At 35.7% G+C, this 19,188-nt stretch carries 17 protein-coding genes; 11 read left to right on the top strand and 6 right to left on the bottom strand.

Annotated features, from left to right (window positions below):
* Positions 1-7: 7 nt before the first annotated feature.
* Positions 8-1,363, bottom strand: coding sequence for a GntP family permease (locus HO345_RS11665; protein ID WP_253683046.1), 1,356 nt, complete (start codon positions 1,361-1,363; stop codon positions 8-10).
* 184 nt (positions 1,364-1,547) lie between these two features.
* Between HO345_RS11665 and HO345_RS11660 the strand changes: the two genes are divergently transcribed.
* Complete coding sequence (locus HO345_RS11660) at positions 1,548-3,344, top strand: leucine-rich repeat domain-containing protein (RefSeq protein WP_253683045.1); 1,797 nt, start codon at positions 1,548-1,550, stop codon at positions 3,342-3,344.
* A gap of 15 nt (positions 3,345-3,359) precedes the next feature.
* On the opposite strand, the gene HO345_RS11655 is transcribed toward HO345_RS11660, so the two are convergent.
* Both HO345_RS11655 and gltX read right to left on the bottom strand, forming a co-directional pair.
* Positions 3,360-4,421 (bottom strand): adenylate/guanylate cyclase domain-containing protein, encoded by a 1,062-nt coding sequence (locus tag HO345_RS11655; RefSeq protein WP_253683044.1) that lies wholly within the window; start codon positions 4,419-4,421, stop codon positions 3,360-3,362.
* Between the two features lie 55 nt (positions 4,422-4,476).
* Positions 4,477-5,997 (bottom strand): glutamate--tRNA ligase, encoded by a 1,521-nt coding sequence (gene gltX / locus HO345_RS11650; protein WP_253683043.1) that lies wholly within the window; start codon positions 5,995-5,997, stop codon positions 4,477-4,479.
* A gap of 125 nt (positions 5,998-6,122) precedes the next feature.
* Between gltX and HO345_RS11645 the strand changes: the two genes are divergently transcribed.
* Entirely contained in the window at positions 6,123-7,145 is a 1,023-nt protein-coding gene (locus HO345_RS11645) for a hypothetical protein (RefSeq protein ID WP_366796397.1), read from the top strand.
* A gap of 165 nt (positions 7,146-7,310) precedes the next feature.
* Here the strand turns inward: HO345_RS11645 and HO345_RS11640 are convergent, their stop codons facing one another.
* Together HO345_RS11640 and rsmI are read right to left on the bottom strand one after the other, a co-directional pair.
* Entirely contained in the window at positions 7,311-7,589 is a 279-nt protein-coding gene (locus tag HO345_RS11640) for a flagellar biosynthesis anti-sigma factor FlgM (RefSeq protein WP_366796684.1), read from the bottom strand.
* Positions 7,590-7,662: 73 nt separating this feature from the next.
* Positions 7,663-8,319, bottom strand: coding sequence for a 16S rRNA (cytidine(1402)-2'-O)-methyltransferase (rsmI, locus tag HO345_RS11635; protein WP_002692116.1), 657 nt, complete (start codon positions 8,317-8,319; stop codon positions 7,663-7,665).
* Positions 8,320-8,395: 76 nt separating this feature from the next.
* Here rsmI and HO345_RS11630 point away from each other — a divergent pair, with 76 nt between their 5' ends.
* Together HO345_RS11630 and HO345_RS11625 are read left to right on the top strand one after the other, a co-directional pair.
* Positions 8,396-8,806 carry a hypothetical protein gene (locus HO345_RS11630; RefSeq protein ID WP_253683040.1) on the top strand — a complete coding sequence of 137 codons (411 nt, stop codon included), beginning with the start codon at positions 8,396-8,398 and terminating at the stop codon, positions 8,804-8,806.
* 2 nt (positions 8,807-8,808) lie between these two features.
* Entirely contained in the window at positions 8,809-10,404 is a 1,596-nt protein-coding gene (locus HO345_RS11625) for an ATP-binding cassette domain-containing protein (protein ID WP_253683039.1), read from the top strand.
* Here the strand turns inward: HO345_RS11625 and HO345_RS11620 are convergent.
* A complete protein-coding gene (locus HO345_RS11620; RefSeq protein WP_044978385.1) occupies positions 10,401-11,390 on the bottom strand; it encodes an asparaginase in 990 nt (329 codons plus the stop codon). The two genes, HO345_RS11625 and HO345_RS11620, sit on opposite strands and share 4 nt — an antisense overlap.
* Positions 11,391-11,546: 156 nt before the next feature.
* On the opposite strand from HO345_RS11620, the gene HO345_RS11615 reads away from it, so the two are divergent.
* From HO345_RS11615 to HO345_RS11585, 7 genes are all read left to right on the top strand, one after another.
* Positions 11,547-12,689 (top strand): vWA domain-containing protein, encoded by a 1,143-nt coding sequence (locus tag HO345_RS11615; protein ID WP_253683038.1) that lies wholly within the window; start codon positions 11,547-11,549, stop codon positions 12,687-12,689.
* Between the two features lie 104 nt (positions 12,690-12,793).
* Positions 12,794-14,815, top strand: coding sequence for a helicase (locus tag HO345_RS11610; protein ID WP_253683037.1), 2,022 nt, complete (start codon positions 12,794-12,796; stop codon positions 14,813-14,815).
* Between the two features lie 30 nt (positions 14,816-14,845).
* Complete coding sequence (locus tag HO345_RS11605) at positions 14,846-15,610, top strand: prolyl oligopeptidase family serine peptidase (RefSeq protein ID WP_253683036.1); 765 nt, start codon at positions 14,846-14,848, stop codon at positions 15,608-15,610.
* 10 nt (positions 15,611-15,620) lie between these two features.
* Positions 15,621-16,049, top strand: coding sequence for a GNAT family N-acetyltransferase (locus tag HO345_RS11600; RefSeq protein ID WP_253683035.1), 429 nt, complete (start codon positions 15,621-15,623; stop codon positions 16,047-16,049).
* Positions 16,050-16,060: 11 nt separating this feature from the next.
* A complete protein-coding gene (fic, locus tag HO345_RS11595; RefSeq protein ID WP_253683034.1) occupies positions 16,061-16,621 on the top strand; it encodes a protein adenylyltransferase Fic in 561 nt (186 codons plus the stop codon).
* A 43-nt stretch (positions 16,622-16,664) separates the two neighbouring features.
* On the top strand, positions 16,665-18,125 hold the full coding sequence (locus tag HO345_RS11590) for an ATP-binding protein (RefSeq protein ID WP_253683033.1): 1,461 nt from the start codon (positions 16,665-16,667) through the stop codon (positions 18,123-18,125).
* A 173-nt stretch (positions 18,126-18,298) separates the two neighbouring features.
* A complete protein-coding gene (locus HO345_RS11585; RefSeq protein WP_253683032.1) occupies positions 18,299-19,186 on the top strand; it encodes a DMT family transporter in 888 nt (295 codons plus the stop codon).
* Positions 19,187-19,188 lie beyond the last annotated feature (2 nt).

Genomic DNA, 19,188 nt, shown 5'->3' with positions numbered 1-19,188 from the left:
AATCGTTCTATAAAAATAAGGATATGATAAATATGCCTATAATTGCAGCAATACCGATTACAAGAGTCATAAGGGTTTGAGTCTTGTATCCGTCCTCAGCCTTTAGACCGCCGAAGGTTGTGACTACCCAGAAATAACTGTCATTTGCATGAGAAACGGTCATTGCTCCTGCTCCGATTGCCATAACGGTTAAAGCCGATAGGGGAACGGTAGCAAGGCCTAGGGGAGCCATAAGAGGAGCAAGGATTCCTGCCGTAGTTGTAATAGCAACCGTCGAAGAACCTTGTGCAGATTTTAAAATAGCAGCCAAAAGGAATGGGAAGAAAATGCCGACGGTTTTTAAAACGGCAGCATGTTCTGTAATATAACCTACTAAGCTTGATGAAGCTATAACCTTGCCTAAAACACCGCCTGCGGCAGTTACAAAGAGAATGGGGCCTACAACCTTTAAGGTTTCATTTGTGAGAATATAAAAGTCCTCTGTCTTTTTTTGGCTTGCAAAAAGTATGACACCGAAAATGAGACCTACCGCTAAGGCCATAATAGGGGCTCCCAGGAATTTTAAAATATCGGCACCTGCACCGCTCATATTTGCCATAGAAGCAACTGAAGAAAGGGCCATGAGGAGGATCGGAACAATAATAGGAGCTATGGCAGTAAAACCGTTTGGAAGAGTTCCATAACTTGCAACCAGTTCTTCATAGGATTGTGAAACCTCATCTGTAGAGCTGTCTTCTGAAGCCTTTACCTTAGTTCCTATATATCTTGCAAAAAAATAACCTGCAATGAGGGGAAAAATAGAAGCTAGGGCTCCCATACCGATTACTAAAAGAAGGTTGTTTCCTATGCCGAGAGAGCTTGCAGCTGCAATAGGCCCGGGTGTAGGCGGAATAAATACGTGAGAAATATACAAACCGGCCGATAGGGCAACAGTCATCGCAACGCTAGATATTCTTGTTCTTTGAACAAGAGCCTTTCGTATCGGGTTTAGAATAACAAAACCGCTGTCACAAAATACGGGAATTGAAACTATCCAGCCCATAATCAGCATAGCAAGTTCAGGATGCTTTTTACCTACAACCTTGATAACCATATCGGAGAGCTTTAGGGCTGCTCCTGTTTTTTCAAGGATTGTTCCGATTAGGGCACCAAGAATAATAACAATACCGATACTTGTAAAAGTTCCGCTAAAACCGGCTCCTATTGTGCCGGGAATCTTTACCAACGGGATTCCTGCGGCCAGAGCCAAAAGGAGCGAAACTCCCATAATCGATAAAAAGGGATGAATTTTCAGCTTTGAAATAGCGAAAATCATAAGAGCAATAGCAATAACAAATGTAATAATAAGTGCTATACCTTGCATATAAACCTCCGGACATTTAATAAATGTAAGGAGAATTATATCATATAAATGTTTAGAATGCAAATATAAATATGGTAAAGGCATTCAGTTTTATGTTCCAAGTTGATAAAGTCTTGACATCATTTTGAAAAAACGTCATCATAGTTTTATCATGTTCGATAGATTTAATGAGAGGTTTTGTTTTATGGGTATAAAAAAACTAAAGAAGATTATAATTTTTATGAGCTTTATTTTTCTTGCTGCGGCTTGTTCGGATAATAAGCCGGAAAAAGAACAAGATATAAAAACAGCTGACAGCAAAAACGATGTTAAAGAAGAAGAACCTATAAATTTGCCGAATACTGAATCTATAAGCTTGACCACAGCAAAATCAAAGGGTGAAAAAATAAAGCTTAGGGTTGAAAGATTTGTTTCTAACCGTGAGCCTATCTGGATAGATTTAAATTCAAATAAAAAAATGGATGAAAATGAAGATATAACGCCTTTTGTTGTACCGGGTATGTCCGCTTATCGTGATTATACTATTGATAGTGAGGTTATAACTATATACGGTAAAATAAATAGGTTTTTTTGTGAGGAAAACCGTATAACAAGTATTGATTTAGCTAATAATCCCTCATTAACACATCTTTCTTGTTCCGATAATAACCTTCAAGACTTATCTCTTATAAATAACAGGAATCTGGTATATTTATCTTGCGGTAAAAATAATTTGACTTCTATAGATTTTAGCCAAAATTTCGATTTAAAAGAAATTTTTTGTGATGAAAATCTAATCAGAGAACTCGATGTTTCTCATATTAAGGTGTTAACAACTTTAGAAGCTCAAAAAAATAAATTAAAATTTCTTGATATGTCGAAAAATACTTCTCTTATAACTTTATATTGCTATGAAAATGAGCTGACATATTTAAATACGGATAATTGTGAAAATTTAAAATTTCTTGCTTGTTCCGGAAATGCTCTTACATCCATAGATACAAGTTCAAGTCCTCTTTTACGTAAATTATGGTGTGCAAATAATAAACTTGAAAATATCGATTTATCAAAAAATGTGAACATTACATTTCTTGTGCTGAATAATAACTTATTATCGGAATTGGACATAAGCAATAATCCCGGCTTAAAAGAGTTTTGGTGTTATAAAAATAATCTATCCAAATTATCTTTAGATGGTCATGAGAATCTTGAAATATTATCTTGTTATGATAATAAACTGAATTCGCTTGATATTTCTCATCTTCCCAAATTACAAGAATGCTATTGCTACAATACAAATATAAGCGAGCTGGATGTATCTAAAAATAATAAGTTGATAAGATTGTCTTGCGGCAAAAATAATCTTTCTCAAATAAACTGTTCTAATCTTAAAGATCTTGAGTTTCTTTATGTATCGGAAAACAGCCTTACAGCTTTGGATATAGGGCAAAATGTAAATCTTACGGAACTTGATTGTGGAGGAAATATGTTGACAGAATTGAATCTAAACAGTAATAGAAAACTAAAAGAATTATATTGCGGAAATAATAAACTAAAGGTTCTTAATACATCTAATAATGTAAAATTAATTTATCTATACTGTAAACAAAATGAAATTACAGATATCGATCTTGCAAAAAATACGGAATTACAGTTTTTGTCTGTAAGCGAAAACCGTTTAAAATTTTTGAATTTACGAAATAATGTAAAATTGGAAAAGGTATGGTGTTACGATAATTTACTCATGGGGCTTAGTGTTTTAAATAATAAGAATATAAAACTTATATCTTGTTATAATAACCAAATAAAAGAAAAAGAAATGGAAAGGCTCATAAAGTCTTTGCCGACCCGTCCAAGCGAAGAAAATGGAAGATTCTACGTAGTCGATAGACGGGAAAATAGTACAGATAATAATATCTGTACTATTCAGCAGGTTAATAATGCAAAGAAAAAAAATTGGGATGTTCTAAAATCTGATGGCGGCGAATTTACAGGCCATTAAAAATTTTATAGGCTATTATTTAACCATTATGTGGTAAATCGTCGATTCTTCTTTCATTCCCTTAAAAGTAATGCGTTGACGCTGAACTTTGTTTGTAATTGCAGCAATGGATTTTTGTATTTCGCTATTGTTAAAGAGCTCTTCTGAAATTACTACCTCATTCGGTTGGGCTGCATTTTGGATGCGGGCGGCCATATTTACGCTTGTACCGAAGTAGTCTAGGCGGTTGTTTAAGGTAACGACCAGGGCGGGACCTGCATGAATACCGATTTTCACTTCAATTCTTTCGATTTCGAGATTGTTTTTATAGTGCTCATGTAATTCTTTTTGAGCCTCAATGCTTGCATCTACTGCATTTTTAGAGTTCATAAAAACGCCCATAATTGCATCACCTATTGTTTTTACAGGAACGCCATCAAATTTTTTTATTACATCAAATAGAATCCTAAAGTGTTCTTTAACAAGGGCGAATGCCTTTGCATCACCTAACTCCGAATACATAAGGGTTGATCCTTTAATATCCGTAAACAGAATTGCCGTCTTCATTATTTGCAATGATTGTTCGGCTATTAAAACATCTGACCCCATAAGTTCTCTGTAGAGGTTGTTTTGAATTAAATCGATTCCTTTTATGGAATTAGGCTTTTTCCATGTAAGATAGTTTCCGGCATTTACATCATTTTCTATTTTTGCAAGATAGTTTTTCTTCAATGAAGAATCTAAAGGTAGTATATTCGGGTGAATGGAGAAGAAAATTTCAATATTGTCGTCTAATGTATTGTTAAAGTTCTTTTGACAAGCCGGACAATAGTTTTCTGAAACGGCTTCATGTATTGAAAGGGTTTCGTGGGCAACGCCTCCGCAGGTAGGGCAATGATACATCCAGTCTATTATAAAAGAACCGTCATATACGCCTTGGATAAAAATATTTAAGGCTGTTTCCCTGCTTAGATTTAACTCTTCTGCAAGACCGTATACATCTATGTGAAATAATTTTTCTTCTTGCAGAGCCGATAAGGAGGCTGCAATTTTATCCGCTGCTTCTTGATTTTGATTGTATTGTAAATTTAAATTCATAAAATAACTCCAAAAATTGAACACATAGTTATTATAAAAGTTACAAATTCGACATTTAAAACCTTTCCGCTATAGCTTTTTCTATACGCTTAACGGCTTTTTCTATTCCTAAAATTTGGATTGAACCTACAAGGGGTGGGCTTATTCTGCTGCCGGTAACTGTCATTCTGACAGGCATCATAAAGTCTCCCATCTTAATACCCATAGCATCAGCTTCCACTCTAAAGACTTCTCCGCCTGCATGGTCGTCAAGGCCCGCAATTTTGGGCATTACTTCGATTGCCTTTTGGAGAACTTTTTTTGTAGTTTCGGCATCAAGTTTTTTCGGTATTATTTCTTCTGCCGGAGGAACTGCCGGTTCTTCAAAAAGAAAGCGAACCATTTCGGTTATTTCGCTTAAAAGGTGAAGTCTCTCTTTTACCAAAGGCATCACCTTCATTAAAACTTCTTTTTGTTCTTGGGTCGGCTTTAAATAGGTTTGATTTTCAAAACGGCATCCGGCTTTTTTCAGCTCTTCTTCATTTATCTTTCCGAAAAGGCCTGAATTTGCAATGTAGGGCCATGTAAGAGCAAAGAGCTCTTCATCGGTTTTTTCCCGCATATATTGGCCGTTAAACCACTCCAGCTTTTTATAGTCGAATACGGCCGGGGCCTTGTTTAAGTGCTTAATGTCAAAGAGTTTTTCCAAATCTGAAAGACTGTACATATCACGGCCGTCTTCATAAGAACAGCCAAGCATAGCAACATAATTGATAATGGCTTCTTTTAGGTAGCCCTTGTTTCTGAATTCATTGCAGCTGGTGGCTCCATGCCGTTTTGAAAGCTTTTGCCCGTCATTTCCCATAACCATGGGCAAGTGGCAAAATTGGGGCGGTTCCCAGCCGAAGGCCTTGTACATTATAATATGCATGGGGGTGGATGGAAGCCATTCTTGGGCACGCATAACGTGGGTTATGCCCATGAGGTGGTCATCTACTATGTTTGCCAAGTGATATGTCGGAAACCCGTCGCTTTTTAAAAGGATTTGGTCGGGGTTTATATCTTCATTTTTCCATTCAATATCGCCTAAAAGGGCATCTGTAAATTTGGTGCTGCCTTCAAGCGGAACCTTTAAGCGGATAACATAGGGAATACCTTCGTCCATTTTAGCCTTAATTTCTTCATCGGTTAAATTGCGGCAAGCCCTGTCATAGCCCGGAGGCATCTTGTTCATTGTTTGAATTTTTCGGATTCTGTCGAGCCTTTCCGAATCGCAAAAGCAATAGTAAGCAAAGCCCTTATCGACAAGCTCTTGGGCATATTTTCGGTAAATATCGAACCTTTGAGACTGAATATAGGGTGCACAGGGGCCTCCCTTTGGGCCGCCTTCATCCCATTCAAGGCCGAGCCATTCAAGGGTATCATAAAGGTTCTGTTCATATTCTTCGCTGTATCTTGTTCTGTCGGTATCTTCAATACGCAAAACGAATTTTCCGCCTTTTGAGCGGGCAAAAAGGTAATTAAACAAGGCTGTACGGACTCCGCCTATGTGCTGAAAGCCGGTGGGAGAGGGAGCATATCTGACTTTAACTTGCATAGTTACAAAACCTCCTAACTGTTATAGATAATGTCAAGTTTATTAAGGGGCTTATTATACATTTTTTTAGCCTTAGGTGCAAGGCTAAATTAAAGCTTATTTTTTTTAAGCCGATACAGGTACTAATGAAGACTTCTCGTATTAAATTTGCCGTTAGGCTAATGTTTTTTTTATTTTGTGTTTCAGCCGTTTTTTCCGAATCCGGAGATATAAAGCAAAATATTCCGGTTACTTCGATACCTCCTAAGTGGGAGCCTTTGTTTCCGTCAGCTTTGTGGTTAAAAAACGCTCCAATCCAACAAGAAGTTTTAATATACACTGTAAAAACAAAAGAAGAAATGGAAGCTTCTCTTAAATTTGATGAATCAAAGCTGCAATCCGTTTTATTAAACAATGATATTTTTGCTCTTTATGGAAAACCGGGGGCCTATACTATGGGCATTTTAGGAAGATATTCTCCTGAAGAAATCGAACCGATTATGAATGAGTTTGCGGCAACTTATGATGAAGCAAATAAGGAAAGAGGAATTATATCGGCTTTTTATTTAATTTACGGAACATGTTGGCCGGAAGGAGATATAGGTCTTCTCCGTATGTCTACTGTAAAAAAATATATAGAATTTGCTGCCGAAAGGGGTTGGTATGTATTTATTGACCATCAAATCGGAAAATATACGGTAGAACAGGCTATGAACGCAATTTTGCCTTTTTTGAAGTACCCAAACGTGCATTTGGCTTTGGATCCCGAATGGCATACAACCGAACCGATGAAGGTAATCGGCTCCGTTACGGGTGATGAGATAAACAAAGCTCAGGCAATGATGGATAAATATATAAAAGAAAATAATATTACAGGCAGAAGAATGCTTGTAATTCATCAGTTTAATGCTATAATGATTAAAAAAAGAGCTAATGTAAGAAGCGATTATGAAAGAGTGCAGCTTATTCATTGTGCGGACGGCTTCGGTTCTCCTCAATTAAAGAAAGATTCTTATGCTTATAATGCTCTCGCACAAAATATTCCGCTTAAGTCTTTTAAGCTTTTTTCAAAACCGACTGTTGCAGGTGCTGGTTATGACCAGCCCATGATGACCCCGGAAGAGGTTTTTAGCTTAAACCCGCGCCCTTATCTTATAATGTATCAATAAAAACCAGTAAAGATGTATAAAACCCAATCAACAACCCCGGCGCACAAATAAAAAAGGCTGTAAGCTCATAAAGAGATACAGCCTTTGTTGTTTTAAATATGATATAGAAACCATGATGCCGGTTCGGCATGGCTTATCCATGCCTTTTTCAATAAATTATTCTAATTAAAATCCTAAAGAGTCTAAAATTTTATCTGTTGTTTGATCCAAAACACTGTCGATATATGAAGGATCTTGAAATTTTTTGATAACTTCTTCTATTTTTTCCCGACGGATATCAGGAGCAGCCTTTACTGCATCCATTGCAAAATAAATTTCCGATAATTTTTGAGCTTCAGGAGATACTTGCACTGAATCGGAAACTTCTACCTTTTCCATTCTTCTTGGTTTTTGAGTGTTTTGTAAATTTTTGATCGGATCAATTCCGCCCAATTTTTCTATCATCATGTTTTCCTGCCTTCCTAACCGATTATCGGTTAATCTTTATCAAAAGTTAAGGTTTTATTTTTATAAAAGTCTATTTTCCTGTAACAAAAACAGAAAATTCCCCTTTTATCGAGGGCCTTTTTTCAAAATTTTGCAAAACTTCACTTGCCGGCCCCTTGATAATCTCTTCATGGAGTTTTGTAAGCTCCCTCCCTATAATAAGCTCACGGTTACTATCTATTTCGGCAATATCGGCTAAGAGCTTTACGATTCTATAAGGGGATTCATATAAAACAAAGCCTGCCCCAAAGTCAAATAGCTCTTGAAGCCTCCGTTTGCGTTTTCCGGCCTTAGGCGACAAAAAACCCTCAAAAACTACCGTTTTGTCGTAGGTTCCTGCTATACTCATTATAGCACCAAAGGCTGAAGCACCCGGAATAGGAATTATTGTATGCCCTGCTTCCCTTGCCGTCCTTACTAAAATAGAACCCGGATCACTGATTGCCGGTGTTCCCGCATCGCTTGCATAGGCTATTTTTTTCCCTTCATCTAAAAGTTTTACAATTTTTTCGGAGGCTGCGGCTTCATTTACAGCCCTGCACGAAATTAAAGGCTTTGAGATCTCATAATGAGTTAAAAGGCCCAAGGTGTGCCTTGTATCCTCACAGGCGATAAAATCGGCTTCTTGAAAAGTCTCTAAAGCTCTAAAACTGATATCTTTTAGATTGCCTATAGGAGTGGCAACCACAAATAAAATTCCCACTTATTCATTATATCATAGTTTTAGTATTGAATCAATAGAAAAAAAAGTGTATGATGTATTTATGACGGATTTACAGCCTTTATCATGGATGATATTAGTTTTTATAGGCCTTTTTTTAATTGTATTCGCTTATGTTCTTTTTAGTGCATCTGCAAAACATGCAAGCGGTAAAAAAATCAGGCAAACGGGGAAAAAAGGAGCACCCGGAGTTTGCCCTGTTTGCGGTACTGTTTTGGCTAGAGATGAACAGGTAAAATCGGCTGTGTATCCGGGATCGGATGATAGATTATGCTATATATACGGCTGTCCGCATTGTTATCCCGGTTGTGAAAAGGGTGTGCAGCGTCAATGTCCTGTTTGCCATAAGTCTGTTCCAAATGAAGCTCATCTAATTGCAAGATACTTCGATCGAAAAAAAGGAAAAAAGCGGGTTCATATTCTAGGCTGTTCAAACTGCCGTTTTATGAGGTGAGAATGAAAAAAAATTCTTTTACACTAAAATATCTTTTTAAAAATAAATTATCTATTTTTTTTGTAATTTTTTTGGCCGCGGCAGCTTCTTTCTTTAATGTCGGTACGGCTTTTTTACTAAAACTCATTGCCGACTCGGTTTTCAATTACGAATTAAATAAAATGATTCTTCTTGGAGGCTGTACTGTAGTTTATATTTTTGTTGCCGTTTTATCCGATTTTTTGGCTCATTATTCCCGTATTAAATTTTGCAAGAATATTTCATACTTATTAAAAAACGATATTGTTTTTAATCTTTTGAATAAAAGCGTTCTTCATAAAGAAAAAAAATCTTATTCCGATTATCAATCCTTATTATTAAATGATATTTTAAGTTTGGAGCAAAACTATTTTGAGGCTATTTTATCGTGCCTATATCAAGCTCTTAACTTGGTTTTTTCATTTTTGGCAATTTTATACATTCAGCCGCTTTTTTTACCTGTTATTTTGGTTATATGTATTCCGCCGATTTTATTTCCTAGATTGACACAAAATAAACTTGAATTCTTGCAAAAAAATAAATCCGAAACCCGTTCATTTTTTATAAAAAAATTAAGCGATGTATTGAACGGTTTTAGAACAATTAAAATGTATGGAGCTGAAGCGGCCGGTGTAAAATATTCCGATGATTCAAATTATGATTATACCCAAGCCGAAATAAAACTTGCAAAGCGTGAAAATCTTATTATGTCATCAGCTTTTGGACTAGGGCTTTTAATTATTCTTTTGACATGGGTTTCAGGGGCGTTTTTTATCAGAGCCGGGCTTTTGACTTTTTCCGGTTTGATAGCTCTTACCAAAATTGCCGAATCGATTGCCGGGCCTTTTCAAATTATAGGTGAAAGATATGCCGGTATAATGTCTTCTAAAGCTATCAAAAAAACTATAAAATCAGTTCTACAAGAAAAAGAAGATATTTATAAAATAAAAGATTTTAAAGAAATACGGATTAAAGATTGTGTAATTGTTAAAGAAGAAAAGGAATGTTTGCAGATAGAAAATTTATCCTTAAAAACAGGGGATAGAATTCTTGTAACAGGAGTAAGCGGTTCCGGAAAAAGTACCTTACTTAATGTTTTGGCAGGATTTGAAAAAAATATGGGTAAGCTTTATATAGATGAAGTTTTACAAGAAGCCGATATTAGTCTTTCAAATCTTATTTTTATGCTGGAGCAAAAAACTCATATTTTTGATGCCGGCTTAATCGATAATATTACATTGTTTGATACGGCAAATAATGCGGCCGCCGAAGATGCAATAAAAAAACTTAATATAGCCTATTTAAGTACAAAGATGGAAAATCAAAAGCAATTTTCAGGCGGGGAAGAGCGGCGTATAGATTTTGCAAGATTGCTTATAAGAAATTTAAGCGAAAAAATAGTTTTACTTGATGAACCGTTTTCAGGACTGGATCTGCAAAATACCGAAAATATGATAAGAATAATAAATGAACTAAATCCTAAAATTTTAATTTTAACAGCTCATGAGGCGGACCAATTAGGCGGTCTAAATTACAACCGCCTTTTAAGAATAGAAAATACCGAATTAAAAGAAATTTAAAACTGAGGGACAACCTCTCCCGCTATTTCACCTCTGTGATTTTTGATGTTTTTATCGGCAATGCTATCAAAATATTCGTAATCGGCTTTATCAATTACACCGAGTTTTTTTAACAAGTGAACCAAAACGATATCTCTGGTTTTTGAAATTCCGTCATAGGTTTTGACGGCAATACCGTATTTTTTATCGGGTAAAAGGCCGCCGAAATATCCGTTTGCTCCCGATTTTACAACAAGTTTTCCGGGATATTTTTTGACCAAAAGATGGTCTATTCTATCAGTACCGGAAGTGTATTCGGAACAGGCTGTTATGGAATCTATTATGTCTTTTGCATGAGTAGATACATTTTGAGGCAAATTTTCATAGTCGGCCATTCTTGCCATTCCGAATGCAAAATTGTAAAGGGGCAGAGAGTGAACCGGAACTCCGCAGCCGTCAACCGAGATATTATCATCGGGAATCTTGCAATCGCAAATCAGCTCTATCATTTCCCGTATTTTTTGCTGAACGGGGTGCTGAGGCTTGTAATAATCGTCAGTAGAAGCTTTCATTAATACGGCTGCCGCCAGCATACCGGAATGCTTTCCGCTGCAATTATTGTGAATATCGCGAGGTTTTTCATTATTTACCTTCATTCTCAATTCTACTTCCGGTTTAAAAGGATAGTGGGGGCCGCACTTTAAGGCACTTTCATCAAGTCCTATCTTTTTTAATATTCCCGTTACGGTTTTTATATGAAAATCTTCGCCTGAATGGGAAGCACAGATTTGAGCTATTTCTTCATGGCTTAGATTGAACTTTTCCTTGGCACCCAATGAAAGAGGCACCAGAGCCTGAATAAGTTTTGCACTTGAACGCGGAAAGGATACTTCCTTTGGGTCTCCTGCCGAGTATACAATCTTGCCGTCCTTATCGACTACGGCGATTGAACCGAATGTATAAAGGTCTTCAATTTTGCCCCTATAAGATTTTAAAAGTATTTCCATTTTGGTCTCCTATTGGTGTATAAGGTTTATGAATTCTATTATAGTTTATGCATATAGTCAATAGCAATTATATGTCTTTGTCAAGACTATTACCGGAAAGCCGAAAATAGCATTATTTCTATTTACAAAATAAGAATTTTATCCGATAATTAATATATGCAAAAAAGAAAGTTTTTATGGATTCTTGTTGTCGGATTTCTTTCTGTTTTTCTTGAGGCTGAGGACTTAAGCCTTTCAAAAGAAGATTTGCTTGTTATACAAAACCCCAAGGGCGGCTATCATTTATATATAAGAGCCAAACCCGATATAAAAAGCGTTCTTTTAACGGAGACGACAAAGGATCCCGATTTAAAATTGGATAACTATGCCTACCGTGATCCCAATTATAATGAAATAAACGGAGATGAAAAAAGGCTTTTAAACGGTGAATTTTTGCTGCCCGAAAAAAAACTTTACAGTCTTATAGATTCTACTCCCGAAAAAAACACGCCTCTGGGGGAGGCCTATCATATTTGGATTCCCTATATAATTTTATACGGATATGATTGGTCGAGAAGCGGCGAGGTCGAAGTAAAAGACGGAACCTTTTTTAATATACGCACCTTTGCAAAACCTTACGGAGATTATACGGGAAATTTTCAAGATAATCCTTTTACCTTGAGGGTAACCCAAAAACCTGTTGAAAAAGACCCTCCCCCTGATCTTTCGTACAGTGATGAGGCCGTAAAAACTTTTACGGATTTAGCCGATACGACTGAAGGAGAAATGATTTATGCAAAGGGGCCTGAGGATATTCTTCCAACAATAAAAGAAATTTTAAAAAAGGGAGAAAAGGACCATCTTGATTTACTCTTTGCTTTAGATTCCACTGAAAGCATGAAAGATGATATTGAAGAGGTGCGTAAAAATATCAGCTCCATGCTTGCCGAGATTCTGCCTCAGTATAAAACTTATAGAATAGCTTTAGTTTTATATAAAGATTACCGTGAAGACTTTTTGGTACGGGAAGCCTGTGTTTTTACCGATAACTTAAAAAAATTTGAAAAAGCCTTATACGGCTTTAGAGTTTTCGGAGGAAGAGATATTCCCGAAGCCGTATATGAGGGTATATTCTTAGGGCTTCGTCAGTCATGGCGTGCCTTAGATGCTGATGTGGATAAAAAACTTATTCTTATAGGAGATGCTCCTCCCCATCCCAAACCTCGAGGCAAGGTAACAAAAGAAAATGTAGATAAACTTGCTGCAGAGAAGGGAGTAAAGATTTATCCCATAATATTGCCGCATTCTTTGTCGTATTAGGTATTGTTAAGGCCGGTAATTAAGCCTCCTCCTACTTTTATTTTTTCATCTTATGTGATAAAATACTATCTCGCTAAAAAGTTTTCGATAAGAGGAGGTAAAGAATGAATCCCAAAGATGTTGTCGAATGGCGGGAAAGCATTGTAAAGCTGCCCGATCATCAATTTTTTGATTTAATACAGCTGTATTTGGGAAAAATAAAAACCCCCTTTAACAAGCAGCGGCTTGCGGAACAGCTAAGTGCTTTCTTGCGAAAACCGGCAATACAAGAAAAAATTGCAGAAGGTCTGGATTCTTACGATATATTAATTTTAAAAGCCGTAAACGAAATCCCCAACCCAACACAGGCGATGCTATCTGTATTTTTTTCAAAAAAAATATCTTATTCCGAATTATCCGAAAAACTTTTAAATGCGGAAGAACGCCTTCTTTTGTACCGAGTTCAAAACAATGACGGGGATAAAATATACAAGATAAATCCTATTTTACAAAAAATTATAGAACCCCTTTTATCAGCCAATCTTTTTTTTATGCCTGAAAAAACAGGGCAGGTAAAATCTAAAGAAATAAATATAAATGATACGGCCCTTGCCGGACTTTATTCCTTTTGTATTCATAACGAAGCCGTTTTAAAAAATGACGGTTCTTTTAAAAAAAAATACGAAGATTTGATCAAAGAAGTTTTTCCGTGGCTTTCGGAAAAGACAAAACATGTTGACTCTATTTTTTTAGCATGCGAATCTTTAGGTCTTATTTTTAGAACCGAAAACGGATTTGCAGTTCAAAAAGCAAAATGGGGGGCTTTTTCACAATTAAGCAAACTTGAGCGTCTGGTATATTTTACGGCTGCATCCTTATTTAAAATGAGGAAAGAAAATTTACAAAAACTTGTTATAATCCTTTTCGAATTTTTAAATAGTTTTTATCCCGATGCATATTATGAGGAAGAAGATGTAGAACAATTTTTTCTTCTTTTGTGTATGCAAAATTTTTCTTCGGCAATACAAAATGAAATTGGAAACGAGAATATTTTACATACAAGCTTTATCGAAACCGCAGAGCTGTTCGGAATTTTATGCAGAGAGAAAAATTTGATTTACTTAAATCCCGAATTATTTAAAAATGCGAAAGAACCTCAAAAGCCTCTTTTAATTGACCCCTCTTTTGAAGTTACGGTTTTGCCCGACAGCAACCTAAAAAATCTTCTTCCTGCAGCGGAGTGTATGGAACCTGTTTTAATTCAAACGACAGGAAAATTTGAAATCACAAAAAAAGCTTGTTCCAAAATTTTTCAGTCGGAATTAACTTCCGAAAATATATATAAAATCTTATCGGCTGCAGCAGGGCATGAGATTCCTCAAAATATAAGAGTTTCTATAAATGAGTGGTATAAGAATTTTACTTCATTGGAATTATACAGCGGCTTTGTCGTTTCCGTAAACAAGGAAAAGGAAAAGTTTTTTGAACTTGATACGCCTTTAAAAAAACTTGTCCGTAAAAAAATAGCGGAGGGCGTTTATCTTTTAAATGTTCAAGATTTAAAAGATTTTGAACAAGCCGTTTATAAAAGCGGTTTGGAATTTATCTTTTATAAAAATAAACCTCCTCAATCCCCTTCCGTAAGAAATTTTCAAAGTTTGAATTTATTTTCTCAAAAAGAAAAAAAAGATTACACAAAAAAGCTTGATTGGGTAAAGCAGCAAAAAGAAAGAGAAAATAAATACTCAAAAACCTTATCTCAATTAAGTGCAATACTAAAAGATTTGCACTTAACAAAGGAAGATGCTAAGGCCGTAAGCAGCCGTATAAGCCGTAAAGCTATAATTACGGAAGAACAGCTTAAAGACGGAGTTTTTAAATTTACAAAAAAAGAAGCTTCCGGTCTTGATTTTTTAGGGAAACAAAAAATAGCAGAGCAGGCAATCTTAGGAAAGCACATCCTTGAAATAGAGCTGCACACTGAAAAAGGAAAGGAAAAGATAAGCGGGGTTCCTGAAGAAATTTTAAAACAAGAAAAAGATGCTGTTCTTATACTTGCATGCGGTAATCTTAATGACAAGCTGAAAATTTCTATAGCCCATATTTCAAAAATAAAGCTGATTCAAAATTCTATTTTTTCGGAATAAGGGGATGACGGAATAAAAGGGGGCAAAGCTATGGGCAAATACAAAAATCAAAATATAATCGAAGAGCGTGTAGAAATTGAGGGAATACCTTGTCTGCGTTTTTATCCTTCAGAAACAAGCGGCTTTATTCGGCCTTTTCCTACCGTATTTTATTATCACGGCTGGTCTTCAGAAAAAAATAAGCAAAAGCTGATGGGCTATGTTTTTTCGACTTTGGGTTATCAGGTAATCTTACCCGATGCAGTCCATCACGGTGAAAGAAATAAGTTTGAAGATTATGATAAGGCTTTAAACGAATTTTTTTTGCCTACAATTATGCAAAACCTTGCCGAGTTTTCCGTACTAAAAGATTATGCCGTTAAAAATTGTAATGCCGATAAAAACCGCCTTGCCGTTTCAGGACATTCTATGGGCGGCTTTACTACGGCAGGAATCTTTACCCATAATCCAAGCGTAAAAACTGCGGTCGTTTTTAACGGTGCCTGCGATTGGCAAAATGCAATCCTTCAAATCGAAAAAGAATATGATGAAGCTCATATCGAATTTGATGAGGCAACAAAAAAAGCCGATCCCGCTCAAAACATCGGTAAGCTCCTAAACCGTCCTCTTTTCTTACTACACGGAATAAAGGACTCCCTAGTTTCTTATAAAATCCAAAAACAATTTTACGATTCAACCTTACCGCTTTATAAAAACAAGGAGCTTTTAAGGCTTATGAGCGTCGAAAGAATGAACCATTATATAAGTATTCAAATGCTGGATGAGGCCATTCTATGGCTTGGAGAAAACTTATGAGGAGGCTGTTATGGTAGTACGAGAAGTTACTATAGATGACTATAAAGATATTTGGAACTTAAATAAGAATGCTCTGGGTTATGATTTTCCTTTGGAAAAAACAAAAACACAGTTGGAAAAAATTTTGACCAGCAATGGCGATAAAGTTTTTGGAGCCTTTGTTGACGGTAAATTAATCGGCTATGTACATGTTTCCGATTATGAATGTTCTTTTAGTGACAGCTTAAAAAATATTATAGGTATTGCCGTTGATCCCTCATACCGAAAGCAGGGAATAGGCAGAGCCCTTCTTAGTCAGGCTGAATCTTGGGCGAGAGAAACCGGTGCCGCAGGTATAAGACTTGTTTCAAGTGTAGGCCGTACCGAAGCTCATAAATTCTACGAGGCAATGGGATATACCAGCAAAAAAGAACAAAAAAATTTTAGAAAAATATTTTAGAGAGATGAGCTATGAAGGATGAAGAAAAGCTGACAAAGATGCGGGCTCTCGAACTTTGGGATAAAAATTTAATTGACAATATTGAAGTTGGAACCTTTAAGGGTTTGCAAGAAATACATCGGTACCTGTTTCAAGATATTTTTGATTTTGCAGGAGAGATTAGAAAGGTAAATATTTCAAAGGGGAATTTCCGCTTTGCTCCGATTTTATTTTTGGCTGAAAACCTTAAAATAATCGATAAGATGAAGTCGGAATCCTTTGACGAAATTGTGGATAAATATGTAGAACTAAATGTTGCTCATCCTTTTAGAGAAGGCAATGGAAGAAGTATGAGGATATGGCTGGATGCTCTTTTAAAACACCGTCTGGGACGCTGTGTTGATTGGTCAAAGATAGATAAGTTTCCTTATTTAAGTGCGATGGAGCGCTCTCCGATAAACAGTCTGGAACTTAAGGTTTTATTGGAATCTGCTCTGACCGATGATATTCAAAATAGGAAAATTTATATGAGGGGTATACAGGCATCTTATGAATATGAAGGCATGAGCAGGTATGATATATGGGATATGTAAAAGAATATCTTGTTTTTGTAAAATGCCAAAGGATTTATAATTTATGGAAAACTTGGAGAAATTAGTTGAAAATTTAATAAAATATGATAGTGAAAAAAATTGGTTTGAGTTCAAACACAATAATTATGATCCCGAAATAATTGGGCAAAATATAAGTGCTCTAGCTAATAGTGCCGTGTATTCAGATAAACCTTGTGCCTATATGATATGGGGAATTGATGATAAAAATCATAATATTGTAGGTACAGATTATGATCAATATACCCTAAAAGTTGGAAATCAAGAGGTTGAAAGTTGGCTTAGAAATTTAGTATCAAAAAATGCAGATTTTAAATTTCAAACAATTTATATGAAGGATAAGAAAAATAATAAAAAAAGCATTGTTGTTCTTACTATACATAAACCGACAAGTCAGCCTGTAACATTTAAAAAAACGGCTTATATAAAAGTTGGTACCTATACAAAAAAATTGAGTGATTATCCGCAGATGGAAGCTCAACTGTGGGATAAAATAAGAAATAATCGTTTTGAAGAGTTATATGCAAAAAATGATTTAACGGCTATGGAAGTAGTGCAATTTTTAGATTTTTCGGTATATTTTGATATAAAAAAAGAGCCTATACCAACCGAGTTTGAAACTATGATTCATTATATGGTACAAGAAGGTGTTATAAAAAAACAAGATAATGATTTATATGCTATAACAAATATGGGGGCTATCTTATTTGCAAAAGAATTATCTAATTTTCCGAGACTTGAACGGAAGGCTGTCAGAGTGGTACAATATAAAGGTAACAACAGACTTGAAATGTTAAAAGAAGATGTTAGTAATAAGGGATATGTCTTAGGTTTTGACGGATTATTAAAATATATTGAAGCATTATTACCTTCCAAGGAAGTCATCAATGGAGCTATAAGACATAAAGAATTATCTTATCCACCAATTGCTTTAAGAGAAGCAGTAGCCAATGCTTTGATTCATCAGGACTTTTCTATAACCGGAACAGGTGTTGTGATAGAAATTTTTACTAATCGCATTGAAATTACAAATCCGGGTATTCCCCTTGTTGATATTAACAGAATTATTGATAATCCTCCGAAATCAAGAAATGAAAAATTAGCAGCATTAATGAGGCGGTTAAAAATGTGTGAAGAGCTTGGTACCGGTTGGGATAAGATAGTTATCTCCTGTGAACTTCAGCAATTACCGACACCTCAAATCAAAATATATGAAGAAAATAGTAAGGTTGTCTTATTTTCGAAAATAGGCTTTTTTGATTTGCTTCCGGAGGATAAGCTTTGGTCCTGCTATATGCATGCGTGTATTAAATATATTCAAAGTGAATTTTTAACTAATAGCTCATTACGTGAGAGGTTTGGATTACCAACTTCTTCATCGGCTAGTATTTCAAGACTAATTAAAGAAGCATGCAAAAAACAATATATCAAAAAATTAGAGGAGACAGCGCCAAAGCATAGTAAATATATTCCAATTTGGGCATGATTTAACTTGCCGGTAACTTGCAGGATTATTACGGAGGTGATTTATCAACACAATATGCAGAGTTGTATCTTAATATTAACACTATATGTAGCGGTTTTTAACTTGCCTATAACTTGCAGAAACAAGATACTTATAATTGATAATGTGATAAAAATTATTTAGGAGTTGAAAAAATGAAATTAACATCGAAACAAAAGGGCATTATGTTTTTAATTTTGTCGGCTCTTTGCTTTGCATCGATGAATTTGTCGGCAAAGCTTGCCGGTAGTTTGCCTTCAATGCAAAAGGCTTTTTTTAGGAATCTAATAGCGGCTGTTGTATCCTTTGCCGTGCTTATAAATTCAAAGGAAAAATTTCATTTGAATAAAAAAAATCTACCCTTCTTTTTTATGAGGGCAATTTTCGGCACTATGGGGATTGTCGGAAACTTTTATGCGATAGAGCACATGCTCCTTGCGGATGCTTCTATTCTTGCAAAGCTGGCTCCTTTTTTTGCCATTCTGTTTTCTTTTTTATTTTTAAAGGAAAAAATAAAGCTGTATCAAATCCTTGCGGTAATCACGGCTTTTTCGGCAAGTCTTCTTATAATAAAACCGGCCTTTGCAGATACAGGCCATGTGATTGCAGCTCTTATAGGGGCTTTTGGAGGAATGATGGCAGGAGCTGCCTATACTTGCGTTCGCTGTCTTTCTCTTAAAGGAGAAAAGGGGCCTCTAATCGTATTTTTCTTTTCATTTTTTTCGATTTTAATGCTGCTTCCGGTTTTTATTATTTTTTATCATCCGATGAGCCTTTATCAAATCATTATGCTCTTAATTGCTGGTCTTTTTGGGACAGGGGGTCAGTTTTGTGTAACCGCAGCTTATGCCCATGCTCCGGCAGGTTCGATCTCGGTCTATGATTATACCCAAATAGTTTTTTCTGCAATTTTCGGATTTGCTTTTTTAGGAGAACTTCCCGATCGGTGGAGCCTTTTGGGTTTTGCCATAATTTTTGCAGTAGCTCTTTTTATGTTCTTACACCATGAAGATAAAACAAAAGCTAATGTAGATTTAAATTGATG

The organism is Treponema denticola (assembly GCF_024181645.1).
GTDB lineage: Bacteria > Spirochaetota > Spirochaetia > Treponematales > Treponemataceae > Treponema_B > Treponema_B denticola_A.
The sequence above is the reverse complement of the archived record's forward strand: the minus strand, read 5'-3'. Positions and strand labels throughout refer to the sequence as shown.

What these genes read in the sequence shown, in the direction of transcription:
- gltX (WP_253683043.1), bottom strand. Translation starts at nt 5,997, where the DNA reads ATGCAAGTTAAAGTCAGATATGCTCCCTCTCCCACCGGCTTTCAGCAC.
- HO345_RS11615 (WP_253683038.1), top strand. Translation starts at nt 11,547, where the DNA reads ATGCAAAAAAGAAAGTTTTTATGGATTCTTGTTGTCGGATTTCTTTCT.
- HO345_RS11610 (WP_253683037.1), top strand. Translation starts at nt 12,794, where the DNA reads ATGAATCCCAAAGATGTTGTCGAATGGCGGGAAAGCATTGTAAAGCTG.
- HO345_RS11605 (WP_253683036.1), top strand. Translation starts at nt 14,846, where the DNA reads ATGGGCAAATACAAAAATCAAAATATAATCGAAGAGCGTGTAGAAATT.
- HO345_RS11655 (WP_253683044.1), bottom strand. Translation starts at nt 4,421, where the DNA reads ATGAATTTAAATTTACAATACAATCAAAATCAAGAAGCAGCGGATAAA.
- HO345_RS11645 (WP_366796397.1), top strand. Translation starts at nt 6,123, where the DNA reads ATGAAGACTTCTCGTATTAAATTTGCCGTTAGGCTAATGTTTTTTTTA.
- HO345_RS11665 (WP_253683046.1), bottom strand. Translation starts at nt 1,363, where the DNA reads ATGCAAGGTATAGCACTTATTATTACATTTGTTATTGCTATTGCTCTT.
- HO345_RS11625 (WP_253683039.1), top strand. Translation starts at nt 8,809, where the DNA reads ATGAAAAAAAATTCTTTTACACTAAAATATCTTTTTAAAAATAAATTA.
- HO345_RS11620 (WP_044978385.1), bottom strand. Translation starts at nt 11,390, where the DNA reads ATGGAAATACTTTTAAAATCTTATAGGGGCAAAATTGAAGACCTTTAT.
- HO345_RS11660 (WP_253683045.1), top strand. Translation starts at nt 1,548, where the DNA reads ATGGGTATAAAAAAACTAAAGAAGATTATAATTTTTATGAGCTTTATT.
- HO345_RS11630 (WP_253683040.1), top strand. Translation starts at nt 8,396, where the DNA reads ATGACGGATTTACAGCCTTTATCATGGATGATATTAGTTTTTATAGGC.
- HO345_RS11640 (WP_366796684.1), bottom strand. Translation starts at nt 7,589, where the DNA reads ATGATAGAAAAATTGGGCGGAATTGATCCGATCAAAAATTTACAAAAC.
- HO345_RS11600 (WP_253683035.1), top strand. Translation starts at nt 15,621, where the DNA reads ATGGTAGTACGAGAAGTTACTATAGATGACTATAAAGATATTTGGAAC.
- HO345_RS11585 (WP_253683032.1), top strand. Translation starts at nt 18,299, where the DNA reads ATGAAATTAACATCGAAACAAAAGGGCATTATGTTTTTAATTTTGTCG.
- HO345_RS11590 (WP_253683033.1), top strand. Translation starts at nt 16,665, where the DNA reads ATGGAAAACTTGGAGAAATTAGTTGAAAATTTAATAAAATATGATAGT.
- fic (WP_253683034.1), top strand. Translation starts at nt 16,061, where the DNA reads ATGAAGGATGAAGAAAAGCTGACAAAGATGCGGGCTCTCGAACTTTGG.